This is a genomic window from Leisingera sp., from assembly GCF_034669605.1.
In the GTDB taxonomy this organism is placed as follows: domain Bacteria; phylum Pseudomonadota; class Alphaproteobacteria; order Rhodobacterales; family Rhodobacteraceae; genus Leisingera.
This window is the reverse complement of record NZ_JAXMOX010000043.1, coordinates 1-26,598: the sequence shown is the minus strand read 5'-3', so window position 1 is coordinate 26,598 and position 26,598 is coordinate 1. Positions and strand designations below refer to the sequence as shown.

Genomic DNA, 26,598 nt, shown 5'->3' with positions numbered 1-26,598 from the left:
CTATCGCGGTCTATGACCTTGGCGGTGGGACCTTCGACGTAACCATTCTGGAAATCGACGACGGCCTGTTCGAAGTGAAGTCGACCAACGGCGACACCTTCCTGGGCGGCGAAGATTTCGACATGCGTATCGTCAACTACCTGGCGGACCAGTTCAAAAAGGAAAACGGTGTCGATCTGTCCAAGGACAAGATGGCCCTGCAGCGCCTGAAAGAGGCCGCTGAGAAAGCCAAGATCGAACTCTCCTCCACCTCGCAGACCGAGATCAACCAGCCGTTCATCTCGATGGACCCCTCCTCGGGCCAGCCGCTGCACATGGTGATGAAGCTGACCCGCGCCAAGCTGGAAAGCCTGGTCTCCGACCTGATCAAGCGTTCGATGGATCCGTGCAAAGCGGCCCTGAAGGACGCTGGCCTTTCCGCTTCCGACATTGACGAAGTGGTTCTGGTCGGCGGTATGACCCGTATGCCGCGTGTGATCGAAGAAGTGACCAAATTCTTCGGCAAGGAACCGCACAAAGGTGTCAACCCGGACGAAGTGGTTGCCATGGGCGCGGCCATCCAGGCCGGCGTTCTGCAGGGCGACGTCAAGGACGTGGTGCTGCTCGACGTGACCCCGCTGTCGCTGGGCATCGAAACCCTGGGCGGTGTCTTCACCCGCCTGATCGATCGCAACACCACCATCCCGACCAAAAAGAGCCAAGTGTTCTCGACCGCGGAAGACAACCAGAACGCCGTGACCATCCGCTGTTTCCAGGGCGAGCGTGAAATGGCCGCCGACAACAAGATGCTCGGCCAGTTCAACCTCGAGGAAATCCCGCCGGCACCGCGCGGCATGCCGCAGATCGAAGTGACCTTCGACATCGACGCCAACGGCATCGTGTCGGTCGGCGCCAAGGACAAGGCGACCGGCAAGGAACAGCAGATCACCATCCAGGCATCGGGCGGCCTGTCCGACGACGACATCGAAAAGATGGTCAAGGACGCCGAAGAGAACGCCGAGGCCGACAAGGAGCGCCGCGAGCTGATCGAAGCCAGAAACCAGGCCGAATCGCTGATCCACTCGACCGAGAAATCTGTGGAAGAGCATGGTGAAAAGGTCGACCCGTCCACCGTCGAGGTGATCGAGCTGGCCGTGGCCGCGCTGAAAGACGAACTGGAAAACGAAAAAGCGACCGCCGAGAAGATCAAATCCGGCATCCAGAACGTCACCGAAGCTGCGATGAAACTGGGCGAGGCGATCTACAAGGCACAGGCAGAAGCGGACGGTGAAGAAGAGCCGGCCGCGGCGGACGAAGCTGCAAGCCCGGCGGATGACGACATTGTTGACGCGGAATTCGAAGACCTGGACAACGACAAGCGCTAACGCCTGATACACAGGCTATAGCGGGCCGGTCCGGACCCCGGACCGGCCCATTTTCGTTGAGGCAGATGGGGTTATCCGATGTCAAAACGCGACTACTACGACGTTCTGGGCGTGACCAAAGGCGCCACCGCAGACGAAATCAAAAAAGGCTTTCGCAAGAAGGCCAAGGAACTGCACCCCGACCGGAATTCCGATAATCCGGACGCCGAATCGCAGTTCAAGGAAGCCAACGAGGCTTACGACGTCCTGAAGGACGCCGAGAAAAAGGCAGCCTATGACCGCTTTGGCCATGCCGCCTTTGAAAATGGCATGGGCGGCGGACAGCGTGGCGGACAAGGCCAAGGCTTTGGCGGCGGCGACTTTTCTTCTGCCTTCTCTGACGTCTTCGACGATCTGTTCGGCGACTTCATGGGCGGCCAGCGCGGCGGCGGCGGCGGACGGCAGCGGGCCTCCCGCGGAGCTGACCTGCGCTACAACCTTCGGGTCTCGCTTGAGGACGCCTTTGGCGGCTTGCACAAAACCATCAAAGTGCCCACTTCGGTCTCCTGTACCTCCTGCGAGGGCACCGGCGCCGAGGGCGGTGTGGAACCGACCACCTGCCCGACCTGCTCCGGCATGGGCAAGGTCCGCGCCCAGCAGGGTTTCTTTACCGTCGAACGCACGTGCCCGACCTGTTCGGGCCTGGGGCAGATCATCAAGAACCCGTGCAAGTCCTGCCATGGCCACGGCCGGGTGGAAAAGGACCGCTCGCTGTCGGTGAACATCCCGGCAGGGGTCGAAACCGGCACCCGCATCCGCCTTGCCGGCGAAGGCGAAGCCGGCCTGCGCGGCGGCCCGCCAGGCGATCTCTACATCTTTGTCGAAGTTGCGCCGCACAGCCTGTTCGAGCGCGACGGTAACAACCTCTACTGCCGGGTGCCGGTCAGCATGGCCAAGGCAGCCCTTGGCGGCTCCATCGAGGTGCCGACCATCGACGGCGGCCGCGGTCGGGTACAGATCCCCGAGGGCAGTCAGTCAGGCCGCCAGATGCGCCTGCGCGGCAAAGGCATGCCGGCGCTGCGCGGCGGTGCCACCGGCGACATGTTCATCGAACTGGCTGTGGAAACCCCGGTCAACCTCACCGTCCGCCAGAAAGAGCTTTTGCGCGAGTTTGAGGAAATGTCCGAGGACAACACCAACCCCGAATCCCGCAGCTTCTTCTCTTCGGTGAAAAGCTTCTGGGATGGCATGAAGGGGTGAGGCCCGTCCTGGAAACACTCCGGGCGAGCGTTTCAGGGCCGAACGGGCGGAGTCCCGGGCATTGCCAAATGTGACACAAAAAAAAGCGCCCCGACCGGGGCGCTTTTCTTTTTATCCCCCCAGCCCGGAACAAGCCGAAGGCGCCGGACGAACTGCACTGCAGCGGTGCACAGAGAGTGTACAGGGGGTGCACACATGTCACCCCCTCTGCTGCAGCTGCAGCGCGGCCTGCATTAACACTTCCTCAACCATGATGGCGGCACCATAGCGTCATGGCACAGGACCCCGCCTTTGAGGACGTCTCCCTGCCGCTGTTTCCCGGCAGCGAAGTGGCCCCTGCGGCCCCGCTCTCGCCCGGCCGTCTGCCCTCCTACATCAAGGATCACCGCGCCCGCCTGCGCGACCGCTTCATGCAGGGCGGTGCTGCGGCAATGCCGGATTACGAGCTGCTGGAACTGGTTCTTTTCCGCTCCATTCCACGCCGGGATGTGAAACCTTTGGCTCGGCAACTGCTTAATAGTTTTGGAGATTTCAACCGTGTCGTGTCCGCCTCCCCCGAGCGGCTGGCGGCTGTCAAAGGCATTGGTGATGCTGTGATAACCGACCTCAAAGTGCTCGAGGCTGCTGCTCACCGCATGGCTCGGGCCCGGATCATGCAGCGGCAGGTGATTTCCAGCTGGGATGCGCTGCTTGACTATTGCCACACCACCATGGCGCACCTGGAAACAGAGCAGTTCCGAATCCTGTTTCTGGATCGCAAAAACGTACTGATCGCCGACGAAGAACAGGCCCGCGGCACCGTGGACCATGTCCCGGTTTACCCCCGGGAGGTTGCCAAAAGGGCTCTTGAGATCAATGCCAGCGCGTTGATTTTAGTGCACAATCACCCGTCCGGAGATCCAACTCCATCTGACAGTGACCTCAATATGACCACTCAAGTTCAGGCCGCCCTCTCCGCGCTTGGCATCACCCTGCACGATCACCTGATCATCGGTAAATCCACCGAACTAAGTTTTCGCGCCCAAGGCTATCTCTAGCTCCGCAGCGCGATGCCCGGCCCCTGGGTTATCTGGGGATCCTGGATGCACCGCAACGCACACGGAAACCTGCGTGGGTGGTGTGCGTCAGCGTACCCAGACCTCAACCCGCCGGTTGATCTGGCGGCCCCATTCGCTGTCGTCACAGGCCATCGGCAGCGCCTCGCCAAAGCCATGAGTGCTGATCCGCACCCGGCCTGCATCTGCCGTCTCCGCAGCTTTCATCACCGCCTCCTGAACTGCTCCGGCCCGCTGCAGAGCAATTTGCCGATTGCCTTCAACTGCCCCGATCCCATCAGAAAACCCGGCAAATACAAGCTCTTTTCCGTCAAACTCTCCTGCCTCCAGCGCGCGGGCCAGCTGTTCGACGTTGCTGCGGGATTGCGCATCCGGGCGCGCCGATCCAGGCTCGAACCTGAATGAGATGGTCAAGCGGCGCATGCCGCCTATCAGGGTCACCAGCCGCTGAAGCTCATCCAGCCCGGATTCTTCTTTTGCAGCCAGGATCGCATTTGCCAAACGCCTTCCCTGGCGGCTGACCGGGATCAGCTCCGGCGCCTGATCGACAAATCCCGCCCGACGAATAACTGCCTGCGCCGCAGGGCCTCGCACATACGCCAGGAAATCCCGAGCAACCTTGGGCAGACGGCGGGACGGCAGGTAAAGGAACATAGGAACCGTCAGCGGATAGTCTTCAGTCTTTACCGCCCTGCGGCTGGCCTGCAAAGAGAACCCGCAGGGGCCCGTCAACGTCAGCATCCGCGTCGCGCCTTTCTCGGCAAAGCTGGCGATACCTATAGCAAAAGGATCGACCAGAACCCGCCGGGCAAGTGTACTGCTGCGGTCGTGGCGGCGGATGCGTTGTGTGAACCCCGCTCCAAAAGGCACCATCAGCCGATCCTCCACCGCCTGGGCAAGGCCTGATCCGGAAACCGGCATATGCAGCGAAATCGGCGCATCAGGACCGCCAACCGTTTCCCAATTGGTGATCTGGCCGGAAAATATCCCAGCCAGCTGCGGCAATGAAATCTCGCGTACCGGATTGCTGGGCGCCACCACCGGAACAAAAGCGTCCAGCGCCAGAACCCGGCTGCGGCCCGGTCCGGTCAGATCACCCAGTCCAGCGGCGAGGGCAGCCTTCTGTTCAAGCGGGCGAATCTCCCGCAGCGCCATCGTCACATCCGCTTCGTCCGCGATAAGAGCCGCAAATCCCCCGTCGGTATTGCTGGCCAGGAAGGTGAAGCGTGCAGCCGGCGTTTGCCCGCGCAGCAAAACATGGCTGAAATTCCCCTCCGGCAGTGCTTCCAACCGTGTCTGATAGCCATTCCGCAAGGCGAAGCCTTCGATCAGCGCAGGCAGCAGCACTTCAGACATGGCTGAGGAGCCAGCCAGCGTGATTTCCGAAACGAATCCTGACAGGCTGGGGCAGCCTGGTCCATCGCAAGCCACACCTGAGCCATCGACGGTGAGTTCGCCGAACTGGGTCTGTACCCGGTAGAATTCGCCGTCGAACCCCAGCAAGGTGCCAGTGATTTCAACCGCGCCATCGGGGGAAGAAAGGGTGACATCCTGGGCTGCAAGACCGCGCGCAAAGTATGTCAGAAAAAGTGCGGCGCAAACGGCCGCACGAAAGACGATCATATGGATACCTGAAGTTACCGCAAATCAGTTGGTTGCGATTTTCAGATCTTCTACCAGATTATTCAACACCAGAAAGCTGCCCATTGCATCGCAATCGGGCATTGCCATCACCAAATCCCGGCTGGTGAGCTGTCCACCTCGCAATTGCAGCGCCTGAGCAGAAATATCCCTGCCGCAATTGGATCCCGTAACTTCGGCCTCAGCAGTCAGAGACACAGTGCCGGATTCACTTATGGTGCGTGGCAGGCTGTAGATCTCGGCGATACGCGGTGCCAATTGGCTGTCGTCGCCCAGGCGGGCCACTTGCCCGGCCCCGGCCCCGGCCGCGCCGCGCCAGACATGGCCAGCGCTGCCATAAGCGGCACCAAACTCGCGAGCGTGAATTTCGAAACCGCTGTTACCGGTCCACTGCAGAACAATCCGCTCAATAGCTTCAAGACCATCTACCTCCGCAACGGCCACAGCTCCGCTACCGTTCGCGGTCTCCGCGATGAAGACGGCCGTCCCGGCCAATGCCGGCACCTGCGCGCTGAACCGGCCGGACTGGTCTAAAGAAGCAGTAAAGGTCATGCCACTGTGATGCACGGTCAAGCGCTCGTTTGGTCTGCAAGACGCTTCAACCGATAGTCTAACCATTGCCATCGGGGCTGCTTCAGCCGCGGCCGTCATCTGGCAGGACACTGTTTGCAAAGGTTCGCCTGGCTGGCTTCCCGCTTCCAACTCGCTTGCAGCAGCCGGCACCGAAGTTAGCGTTATCTTTTCGATTCGCAGCTGAGCAGCATCGGGCTCCCCTGGCAGTTCAGGATCGGCCGCAGCGGTCCGTCCGGCCATGCTGACCGCCAAGCCCCGGCCGGAGGACTGCATGAAGAATCCGATGCCCATGGCGCAAGCCAGCGTCAACGCGCTTGTCAGTATCACCTGTTTGCTTTGCATAAGATCCTCCTGAACCTGTTCGGTTAAGGAAGCTTGCCTGAAAATGCCGGCCGGTTTGTGGCGGCCAACAGGAGAGATTCCGGCAAATACGGCAACCCCGCCATCTTTGTTTCGCGTAGGGAAACAGATCCAAGCCCGCCCCCCGTGCTTTGGCATTGCCAGAGTTTTCCTGACGGGACAGCGCGCTGTGCCTTGCACAGCGCCTTGCACAAGGGAAGCAATCTTTTCCAAAAGGCCAGAAACGTACGGGAAATCACCCACACGCCGCCGGGCGCAGCTTCAAAAAAAAAGCCTGCGCGCTTTCCCCGGATCTCAGGTCAGACTGCCGTGGCAGTGCTTGAACTTCTTGCCCGACCCGCAAGGACATTTGTCATTGCGCGAGGGGTTTCCCCAAGTCGCAGGATCATCCTCCGCAAAACCCGGTTCCGGATCCTCTGCAGGGGCTGCGGCTGCCGTAGGCTGCGGCACCGCCATTTGCTGCATTGCGGCCTGGCGGGCAGCCATTTCTTTCAGCATCTGCTGCTGCTCTTCCTCGGTCATCGGACGCACGCGGCTGAGCTGCTGCGAGACTTCCTCTCGCAGGGAATCGAGCATGGTTTCAAACAGCTGGAAGCTTTCGTTCTTGTACTCATTCAGCGGATCACGCTGGGCGTAGCCGCGGAAACCAACTACCGAGCGCAGGTGCTCCAGAGTCAGCAGATGTTCGCGCCACTTCTTATCAATGGTCTGCAGCAGCACCTGCTTTTCGATGTTGCGCATGTTTTCCGGGCCAAAGGCCGCGGCTTTTTCCGCCATCATCTTGTCGGAGACCGCGACCAGACGTTCGCGGATCTGCTCGTCATCGACGCCTTCTTCGGCGGCCCATTCGGCCACAGGCGCGTCGATCGACAGCATCTCGCGCACCTGTTCCTGCAGACCAGCGGTATCCCATTGGTCGGCGTAGGTCTTCGGTGGCATATGGGTATCGAGCAGGTCGTCGATCACCTCGTGACGCATGTCATCGACGATCTCCGAGAGGTCCTCGGCCGCCATGATCTCGCGGCGCTGGTTAAAAATCACCTTGCGCTGGTCGTTCATCACGTCGTCGAATTTAAGAACGTTCTTGCGCATGTCGAAGTTGCGGCCTTCGACCTTGGCCTGCGCACGTTCCAGAGATTTGTTCACCCAAGGATGAATGATCGCCTCGCCCTCTTTCATACCAAGCGATGACAGAAGTTTATCCAGCCGTTCCGATCCGAAGATGCGCATCAGATCGTCTTCGAGGCTGAGATAGAACCGGGTGCGGCCGGGATCACCCTGACGGCCGGAACGGCCGCGCAACTGGTTGTCGATGCGGCGGCTTTCGTGGCGCTCGGAAGCCATCACAAACAACCCGCCTGCGTCCAGCACCTTCTGCTTTTCCTCAGCGTGCTTGGCTTCCTCGGCGGCACGCAGTTCTGCGGGATCAGCCTCCGGGTTCTGTTCCAGCGCCTCCAGTACCTTCATCTCAACGTTGCCGCCGAGCTGGATGTCGGTGCCGCGGCCGGCCATGTTGGTTGCGATGGTCACCGCGCCATAGCGGCCGGCATCGGCGACGATCTGCGCTTCCTGCTCGTGGTGGCGGGCGTTCAGCACGTTGTGCGGAATGCCGTCCTCCTGCAGCAGCTGGCTCAGCAGTTCGGATTTCTCGATCGACGTGGTGCCCAGCAGAACCGGCTGGCCCTTTTCATGTGCGACCTTGGCTTCCTTGATCATCGCCTCGTATTTCTCGCGGGCGGTGCGGTAGACCTGATCGTCCTCATCCACCCGCGCAATCGGGCGGTTGGTCGGCACTTCCACCACGCCGAGGCTGTAGATTTCGGCAAACTCCTCCGCTTCGGTCATCGCGGTGCCGGTCATGCCGGACAGCTTTTCATACAGACGGAAGTAGTTCTGGAACGTCACCGAAGCCAGCGTTGTGTTTTCCGGCTGAATTTGCACGTCTTCCTTGGCCTCGATAGCCTGGTGCAGCCCTTCGGAGAGGCGGCGGCCTGGCATCATCCGGCCGGTGAATTCGTCGATCAGCACCACCTGGCCATCGCGGACGATGTAGTCCTTGTCCCTCTGGAACAGCTTGTGCGCACGCAGGGCCTGGTTCACGTGGTGGACAACGGAAGTGCTTTCCGGATCGTAAAGCGAGGCATCCTCGTCCAGCAGCCCGTGCTCGCGCAGCGTCTGTTCCAGATATTCGTTGCCGTCCTCTGTAAAGGTCACACCACGTGTTTTCTCGTCGATCTCATAGTGATCTCCGGACAGAAGCGGGATCACTTTATCAATGGTTGAATAAAGCTCGGACCTGTCTTCAGCCGGGCCGGAAATGATCAGAGGGGTGCGGGCCTCGTCGATCAGGATCGAGTCGACTTCATCGACGATGGCAAAGTTGTGCTGTTTCTGGAACACCTGATCCAGCGACGGTTTCATGTTGTCGCGCAGATAGTCGAAACCCAGCTCGTTGTTGGTGGTATAGGTGACGTCGCTGTTATAGGCGGCCATTTTCTCAGCGTCGCCCTGCCCCGACCAGATCACACCGGTGGTCATGCCCAGCTGCGCAAACACTTTCCCCATCCATTCACTGTCGCGCGTGGCCAGGTATTCGTTCACGGTTACCACATGCACGCCCTTGCCGGTCAGCGCATTCAGGTAGGCGGGGAATGTCGCCACCAGGGTCTTGCCTTCCCCGGTCTTCATCTCGGAGATGTTACCCTGATGCAGGAAGATGCCGCCCATCAGCTGGGTGTCAAAGGCCCGCAAGCCAAGCGCCCTCTTGGCCGCTTCGCGCACGTTGGCAAAGGCTTCGGGCAGAAGCGCGTCCAGGCTCTCACTGCCCAATGCGCGCTTGCGCAGCTCTTCGGTTTTTTCCTTAAGCCCGTCATCGCTGAGCTTCGCGAACGTGTCCTCCAGCCCGTTGATTTGTGAAATCAGCGGCCGTGTCGCCTTAATTTTACGGTCATTCGGTGTGCCGAAAACCTTTTTGGCGAGTGTTCCGAAACCCAGCATGTTTTCTCCAGCGATCCTATGTCCGGCCTTTGCATCGGGCAGGCTTGCCCGCCGTGTCCGCAACCCATAAACAATGGTGGTAAGACGATCCTGCCAATGGCCTCATGGCGATGTAAGCGGCAGGCTATTGAGTGTCAACGGCAGGCCCTTATACGGCCTAGGAATAGGAAGTTTTCAATGCGTAAAGGTCTCACTTTTCTGCGTGGTGCTGCGGTGGCGGCCTGTGCTGCGCTGCCGCTGGCCGCAGTCGCAGCGCCCCATGCCAACACGGTTGTTGCCTCGGTCAATGGCGAGAAGATCACTATCGGCCATATGGTCATGGCCCGGGAGAATCTGCCTTCCCAGTACAAAGAGCTGCCCGATGACGTGCTCTACAACGCCATTCTGGATCAGCTGGTTCAGCAAACCGCGTTGAAACAGCAGATGAATGGTGAAGTGCCCCGCTACGTGCAGCTATCTGTCGAAAACGAAGAACGCGCCATGCTGGCCGCCAATGTGATCGATATGGTCATGGAAAAGGCCAGCGGCGAGGACGCGCTGCGCGCAGCCTATGACGCGAAATATTCGTCCGGTGACGGTGGTGACGAGTTTCACGCCGCCCATATCCTGGTTGAAAGTGAGGAGGACGCGCAGGACGTCAAAAAGGAACTGGACGCCGGTGCCGATTTTGCCACGCTTGCAAAAGAAAAATCCACCGGCCCTTCTGGCCCTAGCGGCGGCGATCTGGGTTGGTTCACCACCGGCCGTATGGTGCCGGAATTTGAAGACGCTGTTCTGAAGCTTCAGTCGGGTGAGATTTCCGCCCCGGTGAAAACCCAGTTCGGCTGGCATGTAATCCTGCTGCATGAACGCCGAAAAGCTGAAGCCCCCGAGTTCGAAGAGGTCCGGGCTCAGCTGGCCGAGGAATTGCGTCAACGGGCAGTGGAAGAGAGCGTGAATGAACTGACCGCGTCCGCAGAAATCGAACGGCCTGAGATCGAGGATCTGGATCCTGCAGTTCTCAAAGACCTTAGCCTGGTAAGGCACTGATCATGGGAGCCCCCCTGCCCGTCTCGCCGCTGGCTCCGGCCAGCTTCCCCGACCTTCCGGTGATCAAGGGCGTGCGTTTTGCATCAGCCGCGGCCGGGGTCAAATATCAGGGCCGAACCGATGTGATGCTGGCGGTCATGGACCCGGGCACTGCGGTTGCCGGGGTGTTCACCCGGTCCACGACCCGCTCCGCACCTGTTCTGGACTGCCAGGCCAAACTGGGCGGCGATGCTGACACCGGTGCCGCGATCCTGGTCAATTCCGGCAATTCCAATGCGTTCACTGGCCATTACGGGCAAAGCTCGGTGGCAGAGATCACAACTGCCGTTGCGGATGCAACCGGCTTGCCTGCCGGACGCGTCTTTACTGCCTCTACCGGCGTCATTGGCGAACCGCTGCCGCATGATCGAATTGTAGCAAAGATCGGCGAGCTGAACGGGAGTTTAAGCGAAAACGCGCTGCAAGGCGCCGCCAAGGCGATCATGACCACCGACACTTTTGCCAAAGGTGCCAGCGCCACGGTGGGGATCGGTGGCCAAACAGTGAAGATCGCCGGCATCGCCAAGGGCTCAGGCATGATCGCCCCGGATATGGCTACGATGCTCGTCTACATATTCACCGATGCGAAGGTCAGACAAGCTGACCTGCAGGCGCAGTTGGCGGAAATCTGCAACCGCACGTTCAACTGCATCACCGTGGACAGCGACACCTCGACCTCAGACAGCCTGATGTTGTGCGCCACCGGTGCTTCGGGCGTCGACGCAACAGGAAACGAGGAGTTTGCAGCAGGCCTGGAGCGGGTAATGCTTGACCTGTCGCACCAGGTGGTGCGCGATGGGGAAGGCGCCACCAAATTCGTGGAAGTTCAGGTGACCGGCGCGGCCTCGGATGCGGATGCCAAAGTTCATGGCCTGGCCATCGCCAACTCTCCGCTGGTGAAAACCGCGATTGCGGGCGAAGACCCGAACTGGGGCCGGGTGGTAATGGCAATTGGAAAATCCGGCGCCGCAGCCGACCGGGACCTGTTGTCAATCTCATTTGGCGACGTGCGAGTCGCCGAAAAGGGCTGGGTCGCACCGGACTACAAGGAAGATCTCGGCGCTGCGGAGATGAAGAAACAGGAGATCACCATAAAAGTCGACCTGGGACTGGGTGCGGGTAAGGCCACGGTATGGACCTGCGATTTGACCCATCAGTATATCTCGATCAACGCGGATTACCGGTCATGAAGGTGGTCCTTGTTTCTGCTGTCGCGCTCATCGACGCGGATGGGCGCGTGCTCCTGGCCCAGCGTCCCCAAGGAAAATCCATGGCCGGTTTGTGGGAGTTCCCGGGCGGCAAGATTGAGCCAGGCGAAACACCGGAGGCAGCCCTGGTCCGTGAATTGCAGGAGGAACTGGGCATTGACACCTGGGCGTCCTGCCTGGCGCCGTTGACCTTCGCCAGCCACTCCTACGAGGATTTCCACCTGCTGATGCCGCTTTTTGCCTGCCGTAAGTGGGACGGCATTCCGCAAGCCAAAGAGGGGCAGACCCTGACATGGGTGCGGCCGCAGGATTTGCGGGATTATCCAATGCCACCGGCCGATATCCCGCTGATTCCGATCCTTCGGGACTGGTTGTAACACGCAGGTAGCTGCACCACGGCGGTTCAAGACTTTCCCAACGGTGAATTTACTCGGTTTTCCGGGTTATAAATCGGACTTATAGTAGTGTCCCGGGTCCTGCTGTGACTTCATTCTTCATCCTCGGCCCGGCCGCAGTTACAAAGCGGCGACTGTCGCCGGGCCCATGCGGGCTGTGTTGCCGATGGCGGCGACGATTTCGAGGGTCATACAGCGCCCTCTGACCGCTCGCTCTTCGTTTGACTACTGCATTAGGAAACCGGCCGGGCGCGTCACCGCGGCTTCCATCGCTTAAATCCCGACGACATCCGCCCACGAGCGGGCGGTCCAGAAACACGTCGGCCGGGCGAACGTGCTGGACGCAGAGGCGTGCGTAGAACGGCAGGGCCGAACCCTAGTCCTGATCTCCCGGCTCGACGAACTTGGTTAGCGGAGCCTTTAAAGGCGCTTCAGCCCCTGCGGCACGTAACAGTGAAGTACGCTTAAGAAATCCTGCAGAAACAAACAGGCCCCGGCAAAGGTGCCAGGGCCTGCTCATAAATCTGACTTTAGCAACGATCAGTCGAGGGTACGGGTGACTTCTTCGCGCTCGAAGATCTCAATCACGTCGTTCGGACGGACATCATCGTAGTTTTCGAACGCCATACCGCATTCCTGGCCAGACTGGACTTCGGACACTTCGTCCTTGAAGCGTTTCAGGGTCTTCAGCGTGCCTTCGTGGATCACCACGTTGTCGCGCAGCAGACGCACGCCAGCCGAACGGCGGGCGATCCCCTCGGTGACCAGACAGCCGGCAACCTTACCAACCCCGGTAACCTTGAAGACTTCCTTGATCTGCGCGTATCCGATGAAATTCTCGCGGATCTCGGCAGACAGCAGGCCGGAAGCCGCCGCTTTCACATCATCCACCAGATCATAGATCACCGAATAATAACGGATCTCGACGCTCTTCTGGTTGGCGGTGTTGCGGGCCGAAGCGTTGGCACGGACGTTGAAGCCCATGATCGGCGCACCGGAGGCTTCTGCGAGGCCGACATCGGTTTCGGTGATCGCACCAACGCCCGAATGCAGCACGCGAACGCGCACCTCGTCATTGCCGATCTTTTCCATCGCCTGCACGATGGCTTCCGCGGACCCCTGCACGTCAGCTTTGAGCAAGATCGGCAATTCGGAGACGCTTTCGTCATCCTTGGCCTTCTGCATCAGCTGTTCCAGCGTGGTCGCCGCACCAGCAGCGGCACGCTTATCTTTTGCGGCCTGCTCACGGTATTCTGCGATCTCACGCGCCTGTGCTTCGGTGTCGGTCACGTTCAGCACGTCGCCTGCTTCCGGGGTGCCGTTCAGGCCAAGAACCTCGACCGGGACCGACGGGCCGGCTTCCTGGACGCGTTCGCCCTTGTCGTTGATCAGCGCACGTACCTTGCCGTATTGCTCACCCACAACAAAGATATCGCCCTGGCGCAGGGTCCCATTCTGAACCAGCACGGTTGCCACGGGGCCGCGACCCACATCCAGCTGTGCCTCGATTACGGCGCCTTGAGCGGCGCGGTCGGGGTTAGCCTTCAGTTCCAGAATTTCCGACTGCAATGCAATGGCTTCCAGCAGCTCGTCGAGGCCCTGGCCGGTAACAGCGGAAACCTCAACGTCCTGCACGTCACCGGACATCGCTTCCACGACTACTTCGTGCTGCAGCAAGTCAGTACGAACCTTTGTCGGGTCAGCAGCCGGCTTGTCAATCTTGTTGATCGCCACAATCATCGGAACCTGCGCCGCCTTGGCGTGGTTGATGGCTTCGATGGTCTGCGGCATCACCGCATCATCTGCGGCCACAACCAGAACCACGATATCCGTCACCTGAGCGCCACGCGAGCGCATCGAGGTAAAGGCCGCATGGCCGGGCGTATCGAGGAAGCTCAGCACAGTGCCGCTTTCGGTTTTCACCTGATAAGCGCCGATGTGCTGGGTAATGCCGCCGGCTTCGCCAGCCACAACCCGGGCATCCCGGATTGCATCCAGCAGCGAAGTCTTGCCATGATCAACGTGGCCCATGATGGTGATGACAGGCGGACGCGGTTTCAGATCGTCTTCCTTGTCCTCAATCTCCTTAATCACGTCTTCAACGTCGGAGGCAGACACCCGGACCACCTTGTGGCCGAACTCTTCGATGATCAGTTCTGCGGTGTCGGCATCGATGGTCTGGTTCTGCGTGACCATCATGCCCATGTTCATCAGCGATTTGACAACTTCGCCAACGCGCTCCGCCATCCGGTTGGCCAGTTCAGAAACCACGATCGCCTCGGGCAGCTGAACATCACGGATGACCTTTTCACGCTCGACCTGGCCGCCCATAGCTTTTTGCCGGGCACGCTCTTGCTTGCGCTTCATCGACGCCATCGACCGGTGGCGATTGCCACCGCCGCCAGTGGCCTGCCCCAAAGTCAGTTTACCCGAACGGCGGCCATCGTCCTGGCCCTTGCCGCGGTTCTGACGCTGTTCGCGTTCACGGTCTGCTTTGCGCGGCGCGGCAGCAGGCGCAGGTTTGTTCGGCGCCGGGCGCGCCGCTTTGGGCGTGTCGGCAGCAGGCGCAGCGGCAGCAGCAGCGGCACGTTCTTTTGCCACTTCAGCTTCACGCTTCTTGCGCTCTTCTTCTTCCTGCTTTGCCTTAGCTCGGTCCTCGGCTTCGCGCTGTTCGCGTTCCTTCGCTTCCGCTTCGGCGCGGCGGCGGTTCCGCTCTTCTTCACGCGCTTTTTCTTCGGCAGCCCGAGCGGCCGTTTCTTCGGCCTCACGTGCCTTGGCGGCCTGCAGCGCCTTCAGGCGGCGCTCCATCTCTGCGTCACTGATGCCGGCAGGCCGGCGCGATCCGGATGTGGATGGTGCAGCACCGCTGCCCCCCTTGGCCGCACCCGGCTTGGGAACCACAACGCGCTTGCGCTTGGTTTCCACTACGACATTCTTGGTCCGTCCATGGCTGAAACTCTGTTTCACGTTCCCCGGACGGGAACTCCCACGCAGACCCAGTGTCTTTTTGCCGTCACTATCGCTCATAAAGCTTCTTATCCTTCCGTGCGGCCGTCGCCGCCCACCATTTCGCGCAAACCTTGCAGTCGTTGCGCCTCATCTACAACACGTTTGCTGAGTCCGCCAGAGGCGAGGGCGGCATGTATTGCAGTTTGGCGCCCAAATGCCAGTCCCAGCTCGTCCGCCGTGAGGCAGCCGATGAATTTGCCCTTGTAGGGGGTGCTCAGCTTCGACTTCCCGCGCCCTGACCCGTCAGAAGCCTGGATCAGCACCCGGGCGTCCTCTTTGTACAGCCAGTCTTTCACCCGTTCGAAGCCGGACACAGCATCGCCCGACTTACGCGCCAGACTGATCAGCTCGACAAGCCGGCGGGCAACCTGCCGCTCGACCTCCTGAACCAAATCGTCCGGCACCTGAACCTGGGCCTTGAAGCTGCGGGAAAACAGCTTCTTCTTGACCGCGGTTTCCAATGCCGCCCGGCTGGACGCCACATAGACACCGCGGCCGGGCAGCTTGCCCATCACATCAGGCACAACTTGCCCGTCAGGACCCATCACGAATCGGATGAGGCCCTGTTTGGGCTGGATCTCGCCGGTTGCGATGCATTTGCGTTCGCTCCCGTCGGTCCGGTCTTTTGTGGCGCCGCCGCGTGTCATGCAGTTCCCCTCCGCAAAGCCTCAATTCAGGCTTCGCCTTCCTCTTCGTCATCGTCTTCAACTGCGTCTTCTTCCAGCTCAGCCGGATCAACCCAGCCTAGCATGATACGGGCAGTCATCACCCGATCCTGCGCCTGCTCCAGCGTCATGCCGAAAGGTTCCAGGATACCATCGTCCTTGACCCGTTCGCCGCCATCGTTGGTCCAGCCGCCGGCCAGTTCCCAATCCGCACAAGTAGCGAAATCTTCCAGCGACTTCACGTCGTCCTTGGCCAGGGCCTCTACCATCTGCGGGGTCAGGCCCTCGAACTGAATCAGGCTGTCTTCAGCACCCAGTTCACGGGCGGCATCCAGCGCCGCTTTGGCCTTGGCTTCCAGGTAGTCGCGGGCACGGGCTTGCAGTTCCCCTGCGGTTCCTTCATCGACACCGTCGATAACCAGCAGTTCGTCCAGTTCGACATAGGCGACTTCTTCTAGGTTCGTAAAGCCTTCAGAAACCAGCAGCTGGGCAAAAAATTCGTCCAGATCCAGGGTTTCCATGAACAGCTTGGTGCGCGCTTCGAATTCCTTCTGGCGGCGGGCCGATTCTTCCTCTTCGGTCATGATGTCGATGTCGAGGTTAGTCAACTGTGATGCCAGGCGCACGTTTTGCCCGCGGCGGCCAATAGCCAGGCTCAACTGTTCCTCAGGAACGACAACTTCGATCTTGCCTGCTTCTTCATCAAGCACAACCTTGGTCACTTCAGCCGGCTGCAGCGCATTCACCAGGAATGTCGGCTGGTCCTCATTCCAGGGGATGATGTCGATTTTCTCACCCTGCAACTCGTTCACCACGGCCTGTACGCGGGAACCGCGCATACCCACACAAGCGCCGACCGGATCGATCGAGCCGTCGTAAGAGATAACAGCGATCTTGGCGCGCGAACCGGGGTCGCGGGCCACAGCCTTGATCTCGATGATGCCGTCATAGATTTCCGGCACTTCCATCTTGAACAGCTCGGCCATGAATTCCGGCGCGGTGCGGGACAGGAAGATCTGCGGGCCGCGCGGTTCGCGGCGCACATCTTTGATATAGCAGCGCACCCGGTCGTTCGGGCGATAGCTCTCGCGGCCGATCTTCTCGTTGCGGCGCAAGATCGCCTCGCCGGCGCCCACATCGACGATGACGTTGCCGTATTCTTCGCGCTTGACCAGGCCGTTGATGATGGTTCCGGCACGGTCCTTGAATTCTTCGTACTGTCGGTCGCGCTCGGCTTCGCGGACTTTCTGCAGGATCACCTGCTTGGCCGATTGCGCGGCGATCCGGCCCATCTCAACCGGCGGCACTTCCTCGACATAGGTCTGGCCTACTTCTGGGTTGGCCATGTACTGGCGTGCCTGATCGACCGTCATCTCGGCCTGGTAGTTTTCCAGCTCTTCTTCCGCCACCACGGTGCGTACGCGGGTGAATTTTGCCCGGCCGGTCTTGCGGTCGATAGACACCCGAATATCCATTTCGGCGCCGTAGCGGCTTTTGGCCGCACGGGCGAGGCTCTCTTCCATCGCCTCGATGACCAGACCTGGGTCGATCATCTTTTCGCGCGCCACGGCCTCGGCGGTTTGCAACAGCTCCAGCTGGTTTGCAGAGGTGATAGCCATTACTTTTTCTCCTCTTCGGACTCTTCGGTCTCGATTTCGTCGAATGCGTCTTCGTTGAGCGTGCCGGCCTCTTTGCGCTGGCGCAGCATTTCCTTGATCAAATCATCGGTCAGAACAAGCTTGGCGTCGCTCAGCCAGTCAAACTTCAATCCGATTGTCACGGTCTCGCCCTGATCCTCAATGTTGATCAGGACTTCGTCCTCTTCAGTTCCCGCCAGTTCGCCCTTAAAGCGGCGGCGGCCGCCGACCATCTCGGCGGTTTCCAGCTTGGCCTCGTAACCTTCGAACATCTCGAAGTCCTTCATCCGCGTCAGCGGGCGGTCGATGCCGGGGCTCGACACTTCCAGCGCATAAGCGTCGATAAGCGGATCCTCAACGTCCAGCACGGCGCTTACCGCATTGGAGATATCAGCGCAGTCATCCACTTCGATGCCGCCATCCGGCTTATCGGCCATGATCTGCAATGTGGTTGCCTTACCAGACATCAGCCGGATCCGCACCAGCTCATAACCCAAGTCCTCGATCACCGGGGTGATGATCTCGGCCAGGCGCCGGTCGATGGCAGCTTTGGCAATCAGGTCGTTGGTCATCAGACCTCCACTTGGGGCTTGCAGGCAATGGCCTGCGGGCACAAAAAAACGGGCGCGCGGCCCGTTGAAATTCCCGGTGGAGCCTTAAACCAGAGGTTCAACGCGCCGCTGTTGTCAAAGGCATATAGGACGGTTCGCCCAAAACTGCAAGAGGATCGTGCAGCGCGCAAAACGGCTGACTGCCGGACTGCTACCCCAGCTTGCCCTGAATATCCGCCGCAACCCCACCCACGACCCCCTGATCCTGGCCGCCGATCACCAGATAAACAATGCCTTCACTGACCCGGGTGGCAACGGCCATGCCAGCCAGAAACTCGCTTGCACTGCCTTGCCGGCGCCGGCGGAGCAGGTGATGCAAAAGGCGACCGGTACGCCGTCCGGGTCCAGAAATGCCATTTGCAATAGGGGTTTATCTTTGAAGCCAAGCAGCCAGGCGCATTTTGAATTCCCGCCTCTTGGCAGATCGAGCAGGAAACGGGTCGACGCTCTGACCGATGGAAAACCCGGCCAGCACTTTGGCCGTCACTCCGGACGCCTGCCCGGCATTCGCCACAGCGTAAATGATGCAGAACGACTGGTCGAATGCCGCGGCCGCATTCCAGCCCGGTGCCTTTTGCGGCTGGGTCCCCCTGCAGCATGTAGTTGGAAAGAACTCCCCGGCCGGCAACCATCGGCTTTCCGGCAACCCGCTGCCGCAAGGCACAGGCGGGACGGGATGAGGGAATCAGCCTTACGCCATCGGCGAGGCAGCCAGCGCCGCGGCGGATAAGACGGCCCGCAACGCAGCCACCGAATTTTCAGAGGCTGTGAACACTGCGCCGAAACCGCATCTTAGTTCAGCGCAAGCACGACCCGGCTGAGCAGGCCAGTGTCCACCTCACCCCCCATGCAGGCCGTCAGCTTTTCATCAGCGAATGCCGCCTGCGCTTGCTTCATCTTCCCATCTCCGTTTCCGCCAACTTTCCCGCAATCTTCCTGCGGGCGGCCGCCAGTCTGCTCATCACCAAACCAATGGCGATATATCTCAGTACGAAAACCAGCTCGCTTCCTTTCCATCACATTCCAAAAGGGCGATGCGCGAAAACCGCATGAATTGCAGATGTTTGAAGAAAAGCGAGGCTATCCAAAGCGTTATTGCCTACATGCTTTAGGAGAGCTGCAGCGTCAAATTGAGGATAGCCGGTCAGGCCAGCCACCAGCGCTCGGCAATGCGCCCGTCATCCAGTGGTGATCGCCGCCCTACCGTGCGCGGAATACCGACATTTTGCCGGGCGGCCAGGGCCATGTCGCTGGATGAGGGGTGATAAAAGAACGCGCCGCGCTTCAGCAGCCCGCGCGGTTCCGGGAGCGCTGCCACATCAACATAACCGTCGCGCAGAGCCTCGGCCCGGATTTCCGCATCAGGGATCACAATGATCTCCACGGTCTGCACCCAGCCTGCTGTGCCAGATTTATAGTGATGTTCAACACTGCAAGCTCGGAAATGGCGGCCTTCCTGCGCGCGCTCCACTTTGTAGCATCCAGTGCCAATCGCATTGGACAACGGCACAGGCAGTTCTCCGCCAGGTGCAACAATTTGATCGGTGCCGGCAAGCAGATAGGGCAAATGCGGATTGCTTTGGGTCAGCTCAATCAGCAGCTGACGACTGCCCAGCGCGGTGATCGCTCGCACCTCCGCACCGGCAATACCTTGTGTGGCAAGCGAGGCTGCTGCGTCCTCTGCCAAGAAAAGCGTACCGTCATGAAACGTCACACCCGCGCGCAAATCGAAGGTCCAGGTCTTTGCATCCTGCGTCGAATGCCAGCCAGTGGCCAGTTCACCGCGCAGCAGTCCATCGGCGGCGATTTCAGTCAGCGTATCATAGACTGCACCGCGGGCGGCCTGTTCCAGCATCCCGCCTTCGCGCGGAACGGCAAGGCGAAAAACGCCGCCGGCCTTCGGAGATGCATTGACCGACCCGCCTGCTGCTGCCAGCAGAGCAGCAGCTGCACCCGATGTGAACAGCGCGCGGCGGTCTATGCGCGTCATGGCACAAGTTCTCCTGCAATCCGGTCCATCGCCCGGACTAACTCAGCGCTGATTCCCGGTTCTGACAAAGCATGGCCGGCATTGCGCACCATCTTCAACTCCGCATTCGGCCACAGCTCATTCAGGCGCCAGGCAGAAGACGGCGGGCAGATCATATCGTAACGGCCCTGCACGATGACCCCGGGAATATGAGAGATCCGGCCCATATTGGCGAGGATCTGGCCATCGTAATCGAGGAAACCGCTATTGATGAAATAGTGGTTCTCCAGCCGGGCAAAGGCACGGGCGTAATCTCCGGGGCTTTCTCCGCTCTGACCGTTGGAATGCACCGAAGCCAGCGCGTTCTCCCATGCAGACCAGGAGCGGCCATAACGCATTTCCTCTTCCAAATTTCCGGAAAACAACCGCTTGTGATAGGCGGCGATCATGTCGCTGCGCTCAGCATCCGGAATCAGAGAAACGAATTTGGCCCAGGTTTCGGGCCAGAATTTGCCGGCGCCGCCGCCATAGAACCAATCCAATTCAGCGCGGGTCATCAGGAACACGCCGCGCAGGATGATTTGCTGGACCCGGCCGGGGTGGGTCTGGGCATAAATCAGCGCCAGTGTCGCCCCCCAGCTGCCGCCGAACAGAATCCAGGATTCGATGCCGAGCTGACTTCGAATCAGCTCCATATCGGCAACCAGATGCCAGGTGGTGTTGTCCTCACACGACGCATAGGGGCGCGAGCGGCCGCATCCGCGCTGGTCGAACAGGATGATTCGGTACACATGCGGGTCAAAATACCGCCGCATTGCCGGGCTGCTGCCGCCGCCAGGGCCGCCATGGCACACGATCACGGGAATACCATTGGGATTACCGGTTTGCTCGGCATATATGCGGTGGCCCTGGCCTGCGTCGATCATACGCTGGTCAAAGGGCTCGACCGGCGGGTAAAGATAATGCACAGCGCGCTTTTGGTCCGGGTATCTATCCATTACTGACCTTAGTGAAACGTCAGACTACAAAAGAGCACACGGAGACAGGAATGCAAGCGCCTCAATCCACGGTCGACCCTGCCGAAATCGCAAAATTCGAAGCGATGGCGGCAGAGTGGTGGAATCCGAACGGCAAGTTCAAGCCTTTGCACATGCTAAATCCTTGTCGGCTTGACTATATTACCCGTCAGATCGCCGGGGAATTCGCCCGCGACCTGACGTCACAGCACCCGTTCAAAGGACTGCGGCTGCTGGATATCGGATGTGGCGGCGGGCTGCTTAGCGAGCCCATGGCGCGGTTGGGTGCAACAGTTGTGGGCGCCGATGCCGCAGAAGGCAACCTGCCGGTCGCCCGCATTCATGCCGAACAGTCCGGGCTGGAGATTGACTACCGCCACACCACCGCCGAAGCGCTGGCCGAGGCCGGCGAGCAATTCGACGTGGTGCTCAACATGGAAGTGGTGGAACATGTTGCCGACCCGGTCAGCTATCTGACGGCGACCCAGCTGCTGCTGAAACCGGGCGGGCTGGAGATCTGCTCGACGCTCAACCGCAACCCCAAAAGCTTTGCCATGGCCATTATCGGAGCTGAAGTGATCATGCGCTGGCTGCCGCGGGGCACCCATGAATGGTCAAAGTTCATTACCCCGGACGAGCTGTTCGAGCTGCTGCGCAAGGCCGGGCTGAAGCCGGTGGACCGAAAGGGGTTCGTGTTCAATCCGATCACTTGGAACTGGTCCATCTCCGAACGAGATTTGTCGGTAAACTATGTGACCGCCAGCGTAAAACCGGGCTGAGGTGCCTTCGCCGGCCGGTTTCAGCTGCCGCCTATGCTAAAGGATAGGTGGTAATCCTTATGCTCTCTTTAGTCATCGCGCCTCGCTTGGTATTTGTAACACGCGGGCTTGGTTTATTTTTCTGAGCCGCGACCGGGCACAAGCTACGAATCTATCGGATGCTTGCGGGCGTCACTTCAGAGGCTGCCCATTAGCTGTACGATTGCCATTCACGGCATGGTGGGGAAAAGGGGCGCTTGTTTGCAGGCGTCCCTTTTTATGCCGGGCAAATGACGGCTTGGATTCTGCCTCTCAGCCACTCTCTTCCAGCTTGCCGCGCAGTTCGCGCAAAATAGGCAAGGTCGCCCGGACCCGATCGCTGCCTAATTCACCCACAACTTCCGAGATCACCGGTATGATCCCGGCCAGTGCCGCGTCACGGGCCTGCTTGCCAGCCGGGCTGATGGCCACCATTTTGCGCCTTGCATCGTCCCAATCGGGGCGGACATGGATGTATCCCGCAACTTCCAGCTTGCTCAGCGTGTTGGTCATCGCCCCGCGGGTCACGTGAAACGCTTTGGCCAGCTGCGCGGGCGAGCGTTCCAACCCGGCCCGACCCAAGTGGTTCAGCACCGAGAAATGCGACAGTTCCATCCCTTTGGGCAGCACTTTGCTAAGACGTGACCGCGCCAGCTGGTCAGCCATAAGAATTTCGCTGAACAGCGATACCGCCAGGGAATGGGTCTCATCCATCAGGGTTCGTCAAACTCCCGGTCGTGAGTCAGGGACGGCACGCGTCTGCGCGCTTCTGCCACTTTTTCAAGATCAAGATCAACGAAAGTCACGCCTGGTTCTTGGCCCGCGTCGGCAAGCACCTCGCCCCAAGGGGCCACAGCCAGCGAATGGCCATAGGTCTTGCGGCTGGGCCCGCGAGAGGCCGGGTGCTGGCCGGTCTGCGCCGGGGCCAGCACAAAGCAGCCGGTTTCGATCGCCCGGGAACGCAGCAGCGAATGCCAATGAGCCGCGCCCGTAACATAGGAAAACGCTGCCGGCGCTGTGAGAATCTGCGCGCCTCCCTTGGCCAAGGCCCGGTGCAAATGAGGAAAGCGCACGTCATAACAGATCGTCATGCCGATATTGGCGAATGGTGTTTCTGCCACAATCGCCTTCGTACCCGGGCGGTAGCCATCGGATTCGCGGTAAGTTTCCTCTGGGGTGACCTCCACGTCGAACATGTGGATCTTATCATAGCATGCTTTGATTTCCCCAGATGGGGAAATCAGAAACTGCCGGTTGGCGAAACGCCCGTCCTCATCGTGGGTCTTAATCCCCAGCGAACCCAGCAGCAGCCACACCCCATGTTTCGCGGCCTCGCCACGCAAAGTTTCGAGGATCGGGTCGTCTTCTTGATGGCAAAGCACAACATTCTGATGCGTCCGGCTGCCGGAAAGGCAATTGGTGACCTCCGGCGTCAGCACAAACCCTGCCCCGCCGCGGACAGCCTCAGCCATCATCGTCTTCACCGTTTCCAGGTTTTCAGCAGGGATGTCGGTGGACGTCATCTGAATCAGAGCTGCGCGCATTCTGTCTCTCCCGGTTCAGGCTGCAAGAAGCGGGTCGAGCTTGCCCGCCTGCTCCAGCGCATAAAGCTCATCACAGCCGCCGACATGGGTGTCGCCGATAAAGATCTGCGGCACCGTGCGACCGCCATTAGCGCGCTGAATCATCTCTGCCTTGCGATCCGGCTGCGCCAAAACGTTGATCTCCGAAAAGGTGACCCCCTTCTGGTTCAGCAGACGCTTGGCCGCGTGGCAAAATCCGCACAGCGGCGAGGTGTAGATTTCAACGGTTTTCATTCAGGACCCCATGATCTGATTTCGAAGGTTGTGGAGGAATTGGGCATTCATTGCAACAATTGCCAGAGGCGGGCGCGCCGCTTCACGCTCGCGTGACACGGGCCAGCACCGCAACACGCACTTCTGCTGCTCCGGCTAGCAGGCAGGCATCAGTACAAGCGCTGAGGGTGGCGCCGGAGGTCATCACGTCATCCACGATCAGAACCGTCCGCCCTTTGATCCGCCCTTTCCGGCTTGGGTGGGTCGTAATTGCAGCACCCAAATGCTGATAACGCTGGTCCCGCGTCTTGCCTTCCAGTGCGGGGGTCCGCCGGAACCTGCTCAGCAGGTCCGGGCAAAACTCCAATTCCGTGCGATTCGCCATTGAACCAGCTAGCAAGGCGGATTGGTTATACTTACGCTTCAGCAGCCGGGTCCAATGCAGCGGTACTGGGCATATCAGAGGATTATCCTCCAGCAATGGCTGCACAGCCCGCTCCAGCCATGCAGCGGCCATGTGCGCAATTTCCGTCCTGTCACCATGTTTCAGTGCCAGAACAAGCTTGCGGCCCTGCCCCTCATAAAGCAGCGCAGATCGCCCCTGGCTCCAAGGACGTGGATGGCGCAGGCAGCTGTCGCATTCCAGGCGGAAGCCATCCGCCTCGCCCGGCAATGGGGCGCCGCAGCCCTCGCAGACCGTGCCGCTGATGAAATGCATCTCGGCCCAGCAGGAACCGCACAGGCCAAAGTCGCTGCCAACCAGCCCTCCGCAGTTCATGCATTGCGGCGGGTATATCAATGAAACAGCGGTTTGAATCCCACCCAACAGCATCTAAATAGCTCCCATGACACAAGCACCTGCACAGCTTTTCGACCGTCGCACCCTGGCGGCCCGCCGCGCACGCCGGCGTGCCGATGCCCTGTTTCTGCACCGGATGGCGCGGGATGAGGTCGAGGATCGCCTGAACATGGTTAACAGACGCTTTACAGCGCCCGCCGTTGTCTGCCCTTTCCCGGAAGTCTGGGAGGGATTTCTACCCGGTGCCGCAGTGGTTCCTGATAACGATGTGCTGGCGCTGGAAGAAAGTGCCCATGATGTGTTGATCCACGCCATGTGCCTCCATTGGGCCAATGACGCGGTAGGCCAGCTGATCCAGTGCCGTCGTGCGCTGAAGGAGGACGGTCTGCTGCTGGTTGTCATGCTTGGCGGTCATACCTTGCAAGAATTGCGCGCGGCCATGGCTGAGGCAGAAACCGTGGTGATGGGAGGCCTTTCACCGCGCGTTGCGCCCATGGGGGAAATCCGCGACCTGGGCGGTTTACTGCAGCGGGCGGGTTTTGCTCTGCCGGTAGCGGATCTGGTACCGCTGACTGCCGAGTACCGCAACCTCACCCATCTGATCCACGACCTGCGTGGTATGGGAGAGACCAACGTCCTTGCCCAGCGGCTGAAAAACCCGGCGCCACGTGCCCTTTTTCAGCTCGCCGATCACATCTATCAGGAACATTTTGCCAACGCAGAAGGGCGGCTGCCCGCCACGTTCGAGCTGGTCTGCCTGACCGGCTGGTCGCCGTCGGACAACCAGCAGAAGCCCTTGCGCCCCGGCACTGCACGGATGCGCCTCGCCGATGCGTTGAGAGTGCCGGAAACCAAGCTCAAGCCCTGATAAATTTTCGCTATGGCTGCACCAATGTGATCCAATTGGCCTTCTGTGCGTAAAGACAGTAACTTGCCGCCAACCACCAATTTCTCAGCCCTACAGGACCTGCCAATGCTGGACGCCGCCCGGACCGCTAAATGCCCTGCCCACGCCCCTGCAGATCACCCTAAGATTCCGGTGGAAAAGGTCGGCATCCTTCTGGCCAACCTCGGCACGCCGGATAATTTTTCGTACTGGCCGATGCGCCGGTATTTGAACGAATTCCTGTCCGACAAAAGAGTGATCGACTACCCGTCCTGGAAATGGCAGCCGCTGCTGCAGCTGATCATCCTGACCAAACGTCCGTTCTCCTCGGGCGCCGCCTATAAATCGATCTGGAACCACGACAGGGGTGAAAGCCCGTTGATGACCATCACTAAAGACCAAACCGGCAAGATAGCAGCGGCGATGAAAGCACGGTATGGCGATCAGGTGGTAGTCGATTTCTGCATGCGCTATGGCAACCCCTCGACCAAATCCAAAGTGCGGGAAATGGTTGCGGCCGGCTGCCAAAAGATCCTGTTTGCACCGCTCTACCCGCAATACGCTGGTGCCACCTCCGGCACTGCCAACGACCAGTTCTTCCGCGCCCTTATGGATGAACCTTGGCAGCCTGCCTCCCGCACGATCGCGCCCTATTTCGACCAGACTGCTTACATCGACGCTTTGGCGCGATCGGTGGAAGTAGCCTATGCCAAAGCGGAAAGGCGCCCGGATATCCTGGTGGTTTCCTATCACGGTATGCCAAAGCGCTACCTGATGCAGGGCGACCCGTACCACTGCCAGTGCCAAAAGACGACACGCCTGCTTAAGGAGCGGCTTGGCTGGGAGGATACCTGGATCACTACTACCTTCCAGTCTGTATTTGGACCCGAAGAATGGTTGAAGCCTTACACTGTGGATCACGTCGCAACGCTTGCCAAGGAAGGCAAGAAGAGCATCGCGGTGATCGCGCCGGCCTTCTCGGCCGATTGCATCGAGACGCTGGAAGAAATCAACGAAGAGATCTGTGAAAGCTTTATGCATGCCGGCGGCGAGGACTTTCTTTATATCCCCTGCCTTAACGATGATAACGATCACATTGCGGCACTGGCCGCTGTGATCGAGCAGAATCTGCTAGGCTGGCTAGACTAAATCTCTGTCCCGGTCCAAATAGGATCCAATGTTAGATCGCTGGGCACACTGCCAGACCGGGGAGATTTTAGATGACGCTTGCGCATTGGGCCGCCGCCCTTGAACAGCATTGGGGGATCGAGGCGGAATTGAGCCGCCTCGATGGGGAGTATGACCTGAACTTCCTGGCCAAAGGGAGAGATGGCAAGGGTTATATACTTAAAGCCATGCGCCCCGGCTGCGAGACCTGGCTGGTCGATATGCAAGTAAAGGCGTTTGAGCATATCGCCGCGCGCCAGCCGGATCTGCCCTGCCCGCGGGTAATTGCCTCTGCAAATGGCCAGTCGCTGCTGAAACTACCGGATGAAGACGGTCAAAACCGCAT

23 protein-coding genes are annotated in these 26,598 nt (G+C 59.9%); 10 read left to right on the top strand and 13 right to left on the bottom strand.

Annotated elements, in window-relative coordinates; translation table 11 throughout:
* The 3 genes from dnaK to radC all read left to right on the top strand — a co-directional run.
* A partial coding sequence (gene dnaK, locus VOI29_RS07650) for a molecular chaperone DnaK (RefSeq protein WP_323777541.1) occupies nucleotides 1-1,364 on the top strand: 1,364 nt, incomplete at its 5' end.
* 78 nt (nucleotides 1,365-1,442) lie between these two features.
* On the top strand, nucleotides 1,443-2,603 hold the full coding sequence (dnaJ, locus tag VOI29_RS07645; RefSeq protein ID WP_323777539.1) for a molecular chaperone DnaJ: 1,161 nt from the start codon (nucleotides 1,443-1,445) through the stop codon (nucleotides 2,601-2,603).
* Nucleotides 2,604-2,875: 272 nt separating this feature from the next.
* On the top strand, nucleotides 2,876-3,640 hold the full coding sequence (radC, locus tag VOI29_RS07640; protein WP_323777537.1) for a RadC family protein: 765 nt from the start codon (nucleotides 2,876-2,878) through the stop codon (nucleotides 3,638-3,640).
* A gap of 87 nt (nucleotides 3,641-3,727) precedes the next feature.
* Here the strand turns inward: radC and VOI29_RS07635 are convergent, their stop codons facing one another.
* The 3 genes from VOI29_RS07635 to secA form a co-directional block, all read right to left on the bottom strand.
* Nucleotides 3,728-5,281 (bottom strand): phosphate ABC transporter substrate-binding/OmpA family protein, encoded by a 1,554-nt coding sequence (locus VOI29_RS07635; protein WP_323777535.1) that lies wholly within the window; start codon nucleotides 5,279-5,281, stop codon nucleotides 3,728-3,730.
* 24 nt (nucleotides 5,282-5,305) lie between these two features.
* A complete protein-coding gene (locus VOI29_RS07630) occupies nucleotides 5,306-6,370 on the bottom strand; it encodes a hypothetical protein (protein WP_323777533.1) in 1,065 nt (354 codons plus the stop codon).
* 156 nt (nucleotides 6,371-6,526) lie between these two features.
* Nucleotides 6,527-9,229: a preprotein translocase subunit SecA gene (secA, locus tag VOI29_RS07625; RefSeq protein WP_323777531.1), complete on the bottom strand. Its 2,703-nt coding sequence runs from the start codon at nucleotides 9,227-9,229 to the stop codon at nucleotides 6,527-6,529.
* Between the two features lie 177 nt (nucleotides 9,230-9,406).
* Between secA and VOI29_RS07620 the strand changes: the two genes are divergently transcribed.
* From VOI29_RS07620 to mutT, 3 genes are read left to right on the top strand one after another with little or no spacing between them, the layout of a single operon-like run.
* A complete protein-coding gene (locus VOI29_RS07620) occupies nucleotides 9,407-10,258 on the top strand; it encodes a peptidylprolyl isomerase (RefSeq protein ID WP_323777529.1) in 852 nt (283 codons plus the stop codon).
* Nucleotides 10,259-10,260: 2 nt separating this feature from the next.
* Nucleotides 10,261-11,487, top strand: coding sequence for a bifunctional glutamate N-acetyltransferase/amino-acid acetyltransferase ArgJ (argJ, locus tag VOI29_RS07615; RefSeq protein WP_323777527.1), 1,227 nt, complete (start codon nucleotides 10,261-10,263; stop codon nucleotides 11,485-11,487).
* A complete protein-coding gene (mutT, locus tag VOI29_RS07610; RefSeq protein ID WP_323777526.1) occupies nucleotides 11,484-11,882 on the top strand; it encodes an 8-oxo-dGTP diphosphatase MutT in 399 nt (132 codons plus the stop codon). The genes argJ and mutT overlap by 4 nt, the downstream gene beginning before the upstream one ends.
* A gap of 558 nt (nucleotides 11,883-12,440) precedes the next feature.
* Here mutT and infB read toward each other — a convergent pair.
* The 6 genes from infB to pip form a co-directional block, all read right to left on the bottom strand.
* Entirely contained in the window at nucleotides 12,441-14,927 is a 2,487-nt protein-coding gene (gene infB, locus VOI29_RS07605; protein WP_323777524.1) for a translation initiation factor IF-2, read from the bottom strand.
* Between the two features lie 8 nt (nucleotides 14,928-14,935).
* Entirely contained in the window at nucleotides 14,936-15,556 is a 621-nt protein-coding gene (locus VOI29_RS07600) for an RNA-binding protein (protein ID WP_323777522.1), read from the bottom strand.
* Nucleotides 15,557-15,582: 26 nt separating this feature from the next.
* Entirely contained in the window at nucleotides 15,583-17,193 is a 1,611-nt protein-coding gene (nusA, locus tag VOI29_RS07595) for a transcription termination factor NusA (RefSeq protein ID WP_323777520.1), read from the bottom strand.
* Complete coding sequence (gene rimP / locus VOI29_RS07590; RefSeq protein WP_323777518.1) at nucleotides 17,193-17,783, bottom strand: ribosome maturation factor RimP; 591 nt, start codon at nucleotides 17,781-17,783, stop codon at nucleotides 17,193-17,195. The genes nusA and rimP overlap by 1 nt, the downstream gene beginning before the upstream one ends.
* Before the next feature lie 1,183 nt (nucleotides 17,784-18,966).
* Nucleotides 18,967-19,812: an ABC transporter substrate-binding protein gene (locus VOI29_RS07585; RefSeq protein WP_323777516.1), complete on the bottom strand. Its 846-nt coding sequence runs from the start codon at nucleotides 19,810-19,812 to the stop codon at nucleotides 18,967-18,969.
* Complete coding sequence (gene pip / locus VOI29_RS07580) at nucleotides 19,809-20,789, bottom strand: prolyl aminopeptidase (RefSeq protein ID WP_323777514.1); 981 nt, start codon at nucleotides 20,787-20,789, stop codon at nucleotides 19,809-19,811. The genes VOI29_RS07585 and pip overlap by 4 nt, the downstream gene beginning before the upstream one ends.
* Before the next feature lie 50 nt (nucleotides 20,790-20,839).
* On the opposite strand from pip, the gene ubiG reads away from it, so the two are divergent.
* Entirely contained in the window at nucleotides 20,840-21,586 is a 747-nt protein-coding gene (gene ubiG, locus VOI29_RS07575) for a bifunctional 2-polyprenyl-6-hydroxyphenol methylase/3-demethylubiquinol 3-O-methyltransferase UbiG (RefSeq protein WP_323777512.1), read from the top strand.
* A 291-nt stretch (nucleotides 21,587-21,877) separates the two neighbouring features.
* Here the strand turns inward: ubiG and VOI29_RS07570 are convergent, their stop codons facing one another.
* The 4 genes from VOI29_RS07570 to VOI29_RS07555 all read right to left on the bottom strand — a co-directional run bounded on the left by VOI29_RS07570 (nucleotide 21,878) and on the right by VOI29_RS07555 (nucleotide 24,232).
* A complete protein-coding gene (locus VOI29_RS07570; RefSeq protein WP_323777510.1) occupies nucleotides 21,878-22,318 on the bottom strand; it encodes a MarR family winged helix-turn-helix transcriptional regulator in 441 nt (146 codons plus the stop codon).
* Nucleotides 22,318-23,148 (bottom strand): carbon-nitrogen hydrolase family protein, encoded by an 831-nt coding sequence (locus VOI29_RS07565; protein ID WP_323777508.1) that lies wholly within the window; start codon nucleotides 23,146-23,148, stop codon nucleotides 22,318-22,320. The genes VOI29_RS07570 and VOI29_RS07565 overlap by 1 nt, the downstream gene beginning before the upstream one ends.
* A 15-nt stretch (nucleotides 23,149-23,163) precedes the next feature.
* On the bottom strand, nucleotides 23,164-23,421 hold the full coding sequence (gene grxC, locus VOI29_RS07560) for a glutaredoxin 3 (RefSeq protein WP_323777506.1): 258 nt from the start codon (nucleotides 23,419-23,421) through the stop codon (nucleotides 23,164-23,166).
* Between the two features lie 82 nt (nucleotides 23,422-23,503).
* On the bottom strand, nucleotides 23,504-24,232 hold the full coding sequence (locus VOI29_RS07555; protein WP_323777504.1) for a ComF family protein: 729 nt from the start codon (nucleotides 24,230-24,232) through the stop codon (nucleotides 23,504-23,506).
* 13 nt (nucleotides 24,233-24,245) lie between these two features.
* Here VOI29_RS07555 and VOI29_RS07550 point away from each other — a divergent pair, with 13 nt between their 5' ends.
* The 3 genes from VOI29_RS07550 to VOI29_RS07540 form a co-directional block, all read left to right on the top strand.
* Entirely contained in the window at nucleotides 24,246-25,067 is an 822-nt protein-coding gene (locus VOI29_RS07550) for an SAM-dependent methyltransferase (RefSeq protein WP_323777502.1), read from the top strand.
* A gap of 105 nt (nucleotides 25,068-25,172) precedes the next feature.
* Entirely contained in the window at nucleotides 25,173-26,234 is a 1,062-nt protein-coding gene (gene hemH, locus VOI29_RS07545; protein ID WP_323777500.1) for a ferrochelatase, read from the top strand.
* Between the two features lie 71 nt (nucleotides 26,235-26,305).
* Nucleotides 26,306-26,598, top strand: a 293-nt coding sequence (locus VOI29_RS07540) for a hypothetical protein (RefSeq protein ID WP_323777498.1), incomplete at its 3' end; no start/stop codon positions are given.

Coding starts and splice junctions, on each gene's coding strand:
- VOI29_RS07620 (WP_323777529.1), top strand. CDS start 9,407: ATGCGTAAAGGTCTCACTTTTCTGCGTGGTGCTGCGGTGGCGGCCTGT.
- VOI29_RS07565 (WP_323777508.1), bottom strand. CDS start 23,148: ATGCGCGCAGCTCTGATTCAGATGACGTCCACCGACATCCCTGCTGAA.
- radC (WP_323777537.1), top strand. CDS start 2,876: ATGGCACAGGACCCCGCCTTTGAGGACGTCTCCCTGCCGCTGTTTCCC.
- infB (WP_323777524.1), bottom strand. CDS start 14,927: ATGAGCGATAGTGACGGCAAAAAGACACTGGGTCTGCGTGGGAGTTCC.
- pip (WP_323777514.1), bottom strand. CDS start 20,789: ATGGATAGATACCCGGACCAAAAGCGCGCTGTGCATTATCTTTACCCG.
- VOI29_RS07600 (WP_323777522.1), bottom strand. CDS start 15,556: ATGACACGCGGCGGCGCCACAAAAGACCGGACCGACGGGAGCGAACGC.
- VOI29_RS07635 (WP_323777535.1), bottom strand. CDS start 5,281: ATGATCGTCTTTCGTGCGGCCGTTTGCGCCGCACTTTTTCTGACATAC.
- VOI29_RS07630 (WP_323777533.1), bottom strand. CDS start 6,370: ATGCCAAAGCACGGGGGGCGGGCTTGGATCTGTTTCCCTACGCGAAAC.
- secA (WP_323777531.1), bottom strand. CDS start 9,229: ATGCTGGGTTTCGGAACACTCGCCAAAAAGGTTTTCGGCACACCGAAT.
- rimP (WP_323777518.1), bottom strand. CDS start 17,783: ATGACCAACGACCTGATTGCCAAAGCTGCCATCGACCGGCGCCTGGCC.
- mutT (WP_323777526.1), top strand. CDS start 11,484: ATGAAGGTGGTCCTTGTTTCTGCTGTCGCGCTCATCGACGCGGATGGG.
- VOI29_RS07570 (WP_323777510.1), bottom strand. CDS start 22,318: ATGGATGAGACCCATTCCCTGGCGGTATCGCTGTTCAGCGAAATTCTT.
- ubiG (WP_323777512.1), top strand. CDS start 20,840: ATGCAAGCGCCTCAATCCACGGTCGACCCTGCCGAAATCGCAAAATTC.
- VOI29_RS07585 (WP_323777516.1), bottom strand. CDS start 19,812: ATGACGCGCATAGACCGCCGCGCGCTGTTCACATCGGGTGCAGCTGCT.
- VOI29_RS07555 (WP_323777504.1), bottom strand. CDS start 24,232: ATGCTGTTGGGTGGGATTCAAACCGCTGTTTCATTGATATACCCGCCG.
- VOI29_RS07550 (WP_323777502.1), top strand. CDS start 24,246: ATGACACAAGCACCTGCACAGCTTTTCGACCGTCGCACCCTGGCGGCC.
- dnaJ (WP_323777539.1), top strand. CDS start 1,443: ATGTCAAAACGCGACTACTACGACGTTCTGGGCGTGACCAAAGGCGCC.
- nusA (WP_323777520.1), bottom strand. CDS start 17,193: ATGGCTATCACCTCTGCAAACCAGCTGGAGCTGTTGCAAACCGCCGAG.
- grxC (WP_323777506.1), bottom strand. CDS start 23,421: ATGAAAACCGTTGAAATCTACACCTCGCCGCTGTGCGGATTTTGCCAC.
- argJ (WP_323777527.1), top strand. CDS start 10,261: ATGGGAGCCCCCCTGCCCGTCTCGCCGCTGGCTCCGGCCAGCTTCCCC.
- hemH (WP_323777500.1), top strand. CDS start 25,173: ATGCTGGACGCCGCCCGGACCGCTAAATGCCCTGCCCACGCCCCTGCA.